The 9,684-nt window shown below is 52.6% G+C and carries 9 protein-coding genes; 3 read left to right on the top strand and 6 right to left on the bottom strand.

All coding sequences use genetic code 11. The features are described from left to right. Positions 1–349: 349 nt before the first annotated feature. From FHS90_RS11675 to FHS90_RS11690, 4 genes are all read right to left on the bottom strand, one after another. Positions 350–1,792 (bottom strand): aldehyde dehydrogenase, encoded by a 1,443-nt coding sequence (locus tag FHS90_RS11675; protein ID WP_182513167.1) that lies wholly within the window; start codon positions 1,790–1,792, stop codon positions 350–352. Positions 1,793–1,803: 11 nt separating this feature from the next. Next, entirely contained in the window at positions 1,804–4,089 is a 2,286-nt protein-coding gene (locus FHS90_RS11680; protein WP_182513168.1) for a DUF6311 domain-containing protein, read from the bottom strand. Beyond that, a complete protein-coding gene (locus FHS90_RS11685) occupies positions 4,086–4,826 on the bottom strand; it encodes a glycosyltransferase (RefSeq protein ID WP_182513169.1) in 741 nt (246 codons plus the stop codon). Before FHS90_RS11685 ends, FHS90_RS11680 begins: the two co-directional genes overlap by 4 nt. A gap of 74 nt (positions 4,827–4,900) precedes the next feature. Then, positions 4,901–5,689, bottom strand: a complete 789-nt coding sequence (locus FHS90_RS11690; RefSeq protein ID WP_182513170.1) for an SDR family oxidoreductase — start codon at positions 5,687–5,689, stop codon at positions 4,901–4,903. Positions 5,690–5,882: 193 nt separating this feature from the next. Here FHS90_RS11690 and FHS90_RS11695 point away from each other — a divergent pair, with 193 nt between their 5' ends. The 3 genes from FHS90_RS11695 to FHS90_RS11705 all read left to right on the top strand — a co-directional run bounded on the left by FHS90_RS11695 (position 5,883) and on the right by FHS90_RS11705 (position 7,622). Further along, the gene (locus tag FHS90_RS11695; RefSeq protein ID WP_182513171.1) at positions 5,883–6,410 is read left to right on the top strand and encodes a 3-hydroxyanthranilate 3,4-dioxygenase; all 528 of its coding nucleotides are present in this window, start codon (positions 5,883–5,885) and stop codon (positions 6,408–6,410) included. Positions 6,411–6,483: 73 nt separating this feature from the next. Then, a complete protein-coding gene (locus tag FHS90_RS11700; RefSeq protein ID WP_182513172.1) occupies positions 6,484–7,119 on the top strand; it encodes a netrin-like domain-containing protein in 636 nt (211 codons plus the stop codon). A 107-nt stretch (positions 7,120–7,226) separates the two neighbouring features. Continuing rightward, positions 7,227–7,622 (top strand): hypothetical protein, encoded by a 396-nt coding sequence (locus FHS90_RS11705; RefSeq protein WP_182513173.1) that lies wholly within the window; start codon positions 7,227–7,229, stop codon positions 7,620–7,622. Between the two features lie 111 nt (positions 7,623–7,733). On the opposite strand, the gene FHS90_RS11710 is transcribed toward FHS90_RS11705, so the two are convergent. After that, positions 7,734–8,453 carry a YebC/PmpR family DNA-binding transcriptional regulator gene (locus FHS90_RS11710; RefSeq protein WP_182513174.1) on the bottom strand — a complete coding sequence of 240 codons (720 nt, stop codon included), beginning with the start codon at positions 8,451–8,453 and terminating at the stop codon, positions 7,734–7,736. 65 nt (positions 8,454–8,518) lie between these two features. After that, positions 8,519–9,376, bottom strand: a complete 858-nt coding sequence (locus tag FHS90_RS11715; protein WP_182513175.1) for an NAD(P)H-binding protein — start codon at positions 9,374–9,376, stop codon at positions 8,519–8,521. Positions 9,377–9,684: the final 308 nt, after the last annotated feature.

Raw genomic sequence — 9,684 nt, forward strand, 5'->3', positions numbered from 1 at the left:
AAAGGAATGTGAGAGAGTAAGAGATACGAAGGAAAGTTTGTTCTGTGAGGGCAAATGTGAGAAGCATAGATCTACAAGACCTGTAAGGTCTTTCAAGCAAGGATTTATACTATGGCCCGGAAGTTACTTCCGTGACTTACTTCTGTTTTAGGTAGAGAGTAGAAACTTGAACTGCATGCCCTCATCCTAACCTTCTCCCAAAGGGAGAAGGAACCCCGCAGTTTGCGTTTTTGGCCTGTTTTGGCCAAAACAGGCCAAAAACAGCATTTTCTCATTTCCTCATTCCCAAATCTTCATATCTCAACCCCACCATTCCCCCCTTTGATCCATCACGCAGTCACTCCTTGAACTACAGCTTTACGCACACATTCTGGGGCTCCGTGAAAAACCGCAGCGCTTCCCAGCCGCCTTCCCGGCCTACGCCGCTCTGTTTCATGCCGCCAAACGGCGTGCGTAAATCCCGGAGCAGCCACGTGTTTACCCATACAATACCAGCGTGCAGGGCATGAGCCACACGGTGGGCCCGCGTTAAGTCTTGGGTCCAGACCGAGGCAGCGAGCCCGTATTCTGTATAGTTGGCGAAGTGAACGGCATCTTCTTCAGAGTCAAACGGCATCAACGTGACCACCGGCCCGAAGATTTCCTCTGTGTTGGTGCGGCAGGTGTGGGGAAGGTTTTCAAAGACAGTAGGCTGTAGGAAATAACCGTTGGCGCAGCGGCCTTCTAGGTGAACCCGCCCGCCGCCGGTGAGCAGCGTGCCGCCTTCCTCTTTGGCCAGGGCAATGTACTGCTGCACTTTCTGCAGGTGCTGCTCAGAGACCAAAGCACCTATGTTCGTTTCTTCTTCCAGCGGGTCACCTACCTTTAAAGCGTTTACTTTTTCCAGAAAAGCGGCTTTGAATTGCTCATACAGTGGCCGCTCCACCAAGATTCTGGAGCCGCAGAGGCAGATTTGCCCTTGGTTGGCGAAGGCGGCCTGTACGGCAGTGGTTACGGTTTTTTCAAAGTCGCAATCAGCAAAGATGACGGTGGCGTTCTTGCCGCCCAGTTCCAGGGAAAGTTTTTTGAACATGGGCGCCGCCGTACGGGCAATGGTTTTGCCGGTTTGGGTGCCGCCGGTAAAGGAGATGGCTTTGACGTCTGGATGTTCTACCAGGGCCGCCCCCACCTTGGCACCGGTGCCGTGCACAATGTTCAGCACACCCGCGGGGAGACCGGCCTCCACGCAGAGTTCGGCCAGTAGATGGGCGGTGTACGGGGTGATTTCAGAAGGCTTGGCCACCACACAGTTTCCGGCGGCCAGGGCGGGGGCAATTTTCCAGGTGAACAGGTACAACGGCAGGTTCCACGGGGAAATACAGGCCACAACGCCCAGCGGCCGCCGCACGGTGTAGTTCACCGCCACGCCCTCCATGAAATGCGACTCTGACGCAAAGTGCTGAATACCCGTCCCGAAGAAGTGCAGGTTGCTGCTGGCCCTGGGAATGTCCATGGTCCTGGAAAGCGTAAGCGGCTTGCCATTGTCAGTTGTTTCAGCCTCTGCCAGACGCTCCAGGTTCTGGTCAATCAACGCAGACAGCCGCATCAGGTGCCTTCCCCGCTTTTCAGCGGACAGGTTTGACCACGCCGGGAACGCCTGCCGGGCTGCCCTCACCGCCTCCTGTACGTCCCGCTCATCAGAATCAGGAATCTGGGAAAACACTTCGGCCGTGGCCGGATTGCTGTTGGGCAGGTATTTGCCAGAGGCCGGTGGGGCGAAGGTGCCGTTGAGGAAGTTCTGCAGGTGGAGCATACGGGTAATGCCTAGTCCTGCAAAAGATAGTTGTTTTTGAGCAGTTTTCCTTTTGGGGTGTACCGGTAGATGTCAAGGGAGGCCGGTTTTACCATGAAATGGTCTGCGGTTGCCCCTCTGCCATTTACCCTGACCTCCAGTTTCTGGCCGGGTTTGACAGGTACCTGGGTGCTGAGCCTCACCCAACTGCCCACTATTTCAGAGCTGGTTTTAGCACTGACTTCCTGGTTGGCCATTACTTCCCAATCCTGCTTCATCACAAAGCACGCCATAGAAGGCGCGTCCTGGGCATTTTTGAGATTAACCCAGAGAGAGACTTCATAGAGGGTGGTGTCATTGGCATGGGGCAGGGAGTCTAATAAGAGCTGATACCCTTTTCTGGGCACCAGCGCGCCTCCCGCGTCATAAAGTCCCTCTTCTGCCTCTGGCTGGTCTGTAAAGTCCCTCAATAGATAATCTTTGCGGTCTTGTGTTAAGTACAAACTGCCCTGCTGATGCAGTTGGGCTTTGTTCTGGGCGAAGAAGGCTGCCGCCTGCGGCTTCTCAGTGGCCGCCAAGGAATCTAAGGACAGGGAGTAAAGGCTGAAGCTGGCATTGGAGAAGAGTTTTTGCCCCTTCTGCATTAGACGTTTTTCACTTGGGTTCAGGCTGTCTGGCACCACCACCAGCAGAAGAGGCTTTCTGTTGGGGAGGTGGGGAAGCAGTTCTTTGGTGATGAGATCACTGCTTAGGAGCTGCATCTGCTGCATTGACTGGGCTAACGAGGTGCGCGACATCATGAAGGCTGTGATGGGCAACCCTGTGTGCAAGGAGGCCTGCATGCTGCGGTCAACAGAAAGACCGTGATTGATTTCCAACTTCTCAGAGCCGGCCGTGTAGTAGGGCAGGGGCACTATGGCCTGAAAGTCTGCCGGTGAAACGCCGGCCGTGTGCAGGTAATCTACAAAGCTCTCGGTTTCTGACGAAATGAAATCCTTCCCTAGCTGGTTGCGCAGGTTGGGAGTCAGGCGGCCGTAGTAATCCCAGGCTTCAAACCCCCAGAACAGGAAAATGGCCGCCACCAGAGCGTAAGCCTTCACCCGGGCACCCTTCATGCGCCACAGGCGGTAGAGACGGTAGAAGTAAAAGGCCCCATAGACGGCTATGATGTAGTAGAAAATCCAGGCGAAGCGGGAAATGGCCCTGAACTGTTTCACCAGCGGGAGGTAATCCAGGATAGCGGCAGAAAAAAACTTAAGCGGAATGGCAAAGGCGAATAGCAGTACCAGGATGCTGGCCCCCACGGTGAACTGCAGAGGGGCTGGCAGGGTAGGGGTAAAGAGACGTTTCCGTTTCCTGTTCTTGATTCCCTTGCTGAACTTGACGAGTGTGAGCAGAATGCAGAGACTGCCGGCCAGGCCAATGTACACAAACGTCTCCACGCTGTAGCTGGTCAGCTGAACAAGATAATGCTGAATCCATTCATGTACAGACCCCATAGAAGGGAGCAGCATGCCCTGTACGTTGGCCCTTCCCCCAAAAAAGCCATTGGGAGTGTCAGGCCGGTCAGTGATAATGTCTGTGAGAGACAGCCACGTCTTGAAAAGCAGAATAGGCAGAAGTGCTGCTGCCACGGTCAAGAGCACCAAACGCCCCGCTGACCTCCTCCGGTAAAGAAAGACCACTACGGCGTAAGATAGCAGGAAGAGGGCGTGCATGGCCAGGTAGTACGGGTGGAGCAGCCCTGTAAAACAGGCCGCCGCCGTGAGGGCAATAGTCCAGGAGAGCCGGTGCCTCCTGCTTTCCTGCATGCGCACCAGCAAATACCAGTGCAGCGGGATCACAAAAGAGTACGCTAAGGCGTAATGGGCTCCCAGCCTGATGTGCTGGGGAGAAAGGAAAGCAATAGCCAAAGCTGCCACTGCGGCAACCGGTACAGAGAGGAGGCTCCTGCGCAGTAAAAGAAAGAGGAGCAGCACCGTGGGAACCACACTCCAGATCATTAGCCCGTTAATCACCGCCAAGCCCCCCGGATACACCGGCGAGACATGGTTGTGCCACCACTTGGAGATGAAAGCGACTATTGGCTGATTGTCAGTAAACACCACATGGTCACCGTAAGGGTAATTCATGCCGGAGAAATGGGTGCCGTTGTCGGCTTTCAGGTAATAAAGAAAGGTGTAGTAGTTCTTTGTTCCATCACCGCCAAACCCAAACATGTTTAACCGGGCATCAAACAAGGTGGATCCCCAAAAGAGGTATAAGAGGGCAACGGTGCCTATTAGCAAGCCAAGAAGTGCTTTTGTATTGGTTTTCATTTAGATTTAAACCTTTGGGAAGAAGAGGTGAAGAAGATTTTTAAGAAGCTGTAACTTTCCTGCAACAGTATCTTGAAGTTCATTTTGGAGAAGACAATCTCTGGCTTCAAGGCCACTTCTATGGGAACCATCACTACCTCTTGGGCGAGCTTAGATGCCAGGTAAATAAATTCAAGGTCAAACAAGTACCGGTTGATCTGGGTCTCTAAAAAGAGCTGTCTCCCTTTCTGGTTAAAACCTTTGAGCCCACACTGGGTGTCATTGATGGGGAGCCGTAAAAAGTTTCTGGTGAGCCGCTTTAGTAATTTAGAAATTTTAGTGCGGCTGGGGGGCACCTGGGCGTAATAGTCTGCGTCTCTTATGCCAATGGCAATGTCTACATTTCCGTGGGCTAAGGTCTGGTAAACCCGGGCCATACTTGTCTCCTCATAAGGGAAATCAATATCAGTGTAGAGGCACAAAGGGCTGGTGCTGTGGGCAACACCGGTGCGCAGGGCAAAGCCCTTGCCTTGGTTTACCTCATAAGAGAGGTAGGTGAAAGAAGGCAGATGTTTCTGCAGGTGTTGAATATCAGAAGGTTGAACGCCACGGCTAGAGCCGTCATTCACCAAAATAAGGTGTAAGTCTATGCCTGAAAGAAGCGTCTGGAGCTTCTGCATGTTTTGTGTCATCTGAACCGCCCACCCGGCACTGGGGTTGTAACACGGTACCACCAGGTCAAGAGAAGAGGGGGGCATCTAATTCAGTATAAAATTGTGGCATAAAAATAATTTATAACGCTGTTCTCTGGCGGAGCGAGCTTGGGACACGTTTACAGATTCCCCAGCCGACCGCCGTCTACCGGCAGGTTAATGCCGTTGATATAGGCTGCCGCAGGTGAGGCCAGAAAGGCCGCGGCGGCGGCTACTTCCTCTGGCTCTGCAAACCGGTTGGCCGGTATTCCTTCCTTCATCTCTTTTTCAATTTCCTCCCGGGAAAGGCCGGTTTTCTGCATCTTGCTCTCAATCAGGGAATGATGGCGGGCGGTGATGGTGGCGCCGGGTAAAACATTGTTCACCGTGATACCAAACGCCGCCAGTTCAAAAGAAAGGGTCTTGGCCCAGTTGGCCACCGCGCCCCGTATCGTATTAGAGACCCCCAGCCCCTTAATTGGTTGCTTTACCGAAGTAGAAATAATATTGATGATGCGCCCGTAGGCAGCTTCTTTCATGTAAGGGACCACCGCCTGCACCAGCACATGGTTGCAGAGAAGGTGGGCGGCAAAGGCTTGCTCAAACTCATCTGCACGGGCGTCAATAGCCGGGCCGCCAGCCGGGCCACCGGTGTTGTTCACCAGGATATGGGCCTGGCCCACCCGCTGCAGGTGCTTCTCTATCTGTTCCTGCACTTGAGAGGGGCGGGTGAAGTCTGCCACTACATAATGGTGCTGCTGTCCGGCAGAGGTGTCAAGCTGGCGCAGGGTGTGCTGCAGCCGCTCCTCATGACGGGCTACTAACGTAACGTTGGCACCCAGTAGCGCCAGTTCCAGCGCACAGGCCTTGCCTATCCCTTGGGTGCTGCCGCAGACAAGGGCGTGCTTGTGCCGTATATTTAAATCCATAAGAGTAAAAGTACAGGATAGCCGCGCAGAAATCAATGTGCAGAAGCGGTTTACCCGCCTGCTGCTGCGTTTTAAGGCTGTTTTCCAGAAAACAGGCCAGAAACAGGTTTATCTTTTCTGCGCGCGGTTTCGTACCTTGGGGGCGGCTCTCTTGTGCGGGGAGCCTATTCTTTCACTTCAACGCTGTACTGCCATGGCCTTACAACCTGCCTTCAACTTTAAGCAATGGATAGACGAACACCGCCACCTGCTCAAGCCGCCGGTGGGCAACCAGCAGGTGTACAAAGACAACAAAGACTTTATTGTGATGGTGGTGGGCGGACCCAACTTGCGCAAAGACTACCACGTGAACAACGGCGAGGAATTCTTCTATCAACTGGAAGGTGACATAGTACTCAAGGTGATAGACGAAGGCGAGTTTAAAGACATCCACATCAAAGAGGGCAGTATTTTCCTGCTGCCGCCCAATGTGCCCCACTCTCCGCGCCGCGGCCCCAACACCGTGGGCCTGGTCATGGAGCGCTACCGCGATGAAAGCGAACTGGACGGCTTTCAGTGGTACTGCGAGAACTGCCATACTAAGCTCTACGAGGAGTTCATTCCTGTTTCTGACATTGTGGGACAGCTGCCCGTGGTGATGAATGCGTTCTGGGCTTCTGAGGAAAAACGCACCTGCAGCAACTGCGGCCAGGTGATGGAGAAACCGGCAGTGGCGCAGTAAAAGAGGTTGATTATTGAAAGAGGTGCTAGCCTGCATCTTGTTCATGGAAATTAGTCTTCCAAACTGCCTCTGTATGAAGAGACTTCTGATTTTTATTATTTGTGTCTTCGGGTTAAGCTGCAATTCTCTTGCTTGTATGTGCGTAGAGGTACTGTCTACCAAGGAAAAGTGGGAACAGGCAGACCAAGTTTTTATAGGGGAAGTGCTGTCAGAAAAAGATGAAACAGGAGGTTTTGACACACGTGGTAGCTTTGTTTTTTTATATAAAGTAAAAATACTTGAAACGCTGAAAGGTGAAGTTTATGACCATTTTGAGTATAGAACTTTCGCAAGCCAAGGAAGTAAAACATGTGATTTGGCCTTTGAGGTGGGTGAGAAGTATTTGATTTATGCTGCTGCATATACTAGTAACCCATTTTTGTATGCATCAGAGTGTTCGGGAACAAACAAGTTGACTAAAGAAGAAAATAGTGAAATACAAGAGCTGCGCCAACTCTACAATATATCTCAATCAACAAAGACAAAGCCTGATACTAAGATTTGGAGCTCACGGGAAACAAAACAACTTCAAGCTTTACAACTCACAATAAGGAAGTTAAGACTAAGAGAGCGGTGGTTGATTATTTTAACTGGAATCTTGTTCCTTTTACTCTGCGTAATGTTAATTCTACTCACAAAACGGAGAAACAGTGCAAGAAGCATCTCTTAAATGTCTACTTTTGGAAGGCTAAATAAAAATGGTTGGCATTGAAAATAATGCTTTTAGCCAAAGCGTTCAAAGAAATAGCCGCTAGAAAAATAAGAAGACGACAACCCGTGCCCTACAGAGAATTCCCTTTCCTGCACATTGAAGTAGACGAGAAAGACTCAGTCATTACCATGGACTGGGACGGCACGTTCACGTCTGCCCAGTTTAGGGAAGCGGTGACCTACTGCATGGAACTGGTGGCCCAAAAAAAGCTGAAGTACTGGCTGGCCAACTCCAGCCGCATAGGTGAGATTCAACCCGCTGATCAAAAATGGAGCAGTGAGGTGCTGCTGCCGCGGCTGTCTGAACTGGGCGTTAAGAAAGTGGCGTTGGTGATACCTGAGGATCTGAACAGCCACCTGGCCATTACTACCATCATGGTGCGGGGCAAAGAAAAGAGTACGTTTGCCGCCAACTACTTTGTGAAGAAGAAAGACGCCCTGGACTGGATGCTGGGGAAATAATCAGCCTATCTATCGTTCTTTAATATAACCGCCCCGCCTTCTGCCAGAGAAAGCGGGGCGGTTGGGTTTTCCGTTTTCAGCCTGTTTTGGCTAAAACAGGCCGAAAACAGCTTATTCTTCTTTCATGTTATGGTACACCGCCTGCACGTCATCATCTTCCTCCAGGCGGTCAATCAGTTTTTCCATGTCTTCCTGCTGCTCAGGCGTGAGTTCTTTCAGAACCGTTGGGTAACGCTGCAGTTCAGAGCTTTTCACGTTGAGGCCGCGCTCCTCCAGGGCTTTCTGCATGGCGCCAAAATCACCAAACGAGGTCTGGATAATGATTTCGTTTTCCTCCTCGTCTTTGTCAATGCTCTCCAGCCCGAAGTCAATCAAATCCAGCTCCAGTTCCTCCAGGTCCAGGCCTTCAGCGTCTAGGTGGAACACGCCTTTGCGCTCAAAGATGAAGTCAAACTGGCCGGTGCGGCCCAGCTCGCCGCCGGTGCGGTTAAAGTGCATGCGCACATTGGCCACGGTGCGGTTCACGTTGTCAGTGGCGGTCTCTACCAGCACGGCCACGCCATGGGGGCCATAGCCTTCATACACTACCTCAGAGTAATCTGCTTCGTCTTTGCCCTGGGCGCGTTTAATGGCGGCTTCCACGCGGTCTTTGGGCATGTTCACCCCTTTGGCGTTCTGAATGCACACGCGCAGACGGGCATTGGTGTTGGGGTCAGGACCGCCAGATTTCACGGCCATCACAATCTCTTTCCCTATGCGGGTGAACTGCTTGGACATCATATCCCAGCGTTTCATCTTCCGGGCTTTCCGGAACTCAAATGCTCTTCCCATGTGGTATACGTCTTAAACGAGTTACGCAAATATCGGGAAAAACGGCGTATGCCCCAACTAGGATTCTACACATGCTCAGCTAAATAATCTTCCAGCCGGCGGTGGCCTACGGCGGGGGCCACGCAGTCTGCTTTGGTCACCTCTACAAAGAAGGCGGCTTTCTCATACAAAGAGCGGTCCACCAGCCGCACCACCGGCAGCAGCGAATGCACCAGCCAGTACGGCACCTGCGGCGTGAGCCGGGAAGGGCCCAGGCGGCCGTTCACCAGCTCTACCAGTTCTTTGCGCGTGTAGTTGACGGGTCCGCCCAGTTCCACCACCGGCCGGGGTTGGGTGAGCGCCTGTACGCAGGCCTCCGCCACTTCCTGCTCATGAATGGGGTTGGTGCGGCGGTTGCCGGGCCCCAGAGAGGCCAGTTGGCCCTTGCGGGCGAGGGGCACCAGACTTAAGAATGCCGAAAACAGGGCCGGTGGCTTGATGACGGCAGAAGTGATCTGGCTTTGCTGCAGCACCCGCGCGAAATCTTCATGGGCCTTGAAATACGCCACGTTGGGGTGTTTCTCTCCGCTGAAAGCGCTCACGTACACAAACTTTTTGATGCGCCCGTGCTGTTCGGCGAGCCGGAGCACGTTCAGGTTCCCTTCAAAGTCTACCTGCTGAAACGTGGTTTTGCTGCGGTCTGTCAAACTCAGGCTCTTGCCCAACGCTGAAATGATGAAGTCTACCCCCTGCACCAGCTGGGGGGTGAGCGTCTGGGGCTGTGTTGGGTCACACACCACCACCTCGTGCACGCTAGGCTGCAGCTGCTGGGCTTTGAGGGCGGTACGGGCGGTGGCGCGCACGCGGTAGTGCTGCTGTTTCAGGGCTTCCAGAATGCAGGAGCCCAGCGCGCCGGTGCCACCCAAGACAAGTACGGTTTCCATAGGCAAGCCAAATTGAGGAACCAGACAGAGCCCGGCTCAACCAATTTAGGGAATCATTGTGAGGTTTTCAAACGTAGGGCCTTTTTATTGCCGAAGCCGCAGTTTTCAGCTCTAATGCCTGTAAAGCCTTCTAAAGCCCAGCCAGAGAAAGGGCAGGTGAAAACCCGGCTTCTGTTTTTGGCCTGTTTTCAGAAAAACAGGCCAAAAACAGAATAGAGGATATATAGAATAAGCTCTTATTGGTTGAGTTTTATTTTAAAGTTATGGAGAGCACATGCGATGAGCATGACCTCATCTCTTAATTTATG

Origin of the sequence: Rufibacter ruber, assembly GCF_014138425.1 — a bacterium.
Taxonomy (GTDB): domain Bacteria; phylum Bacteroidota; class Bacteroidia; order Cytophagales; family Hymenobacteraceae; genus Nibribacter; species Nibribacter ruber_C.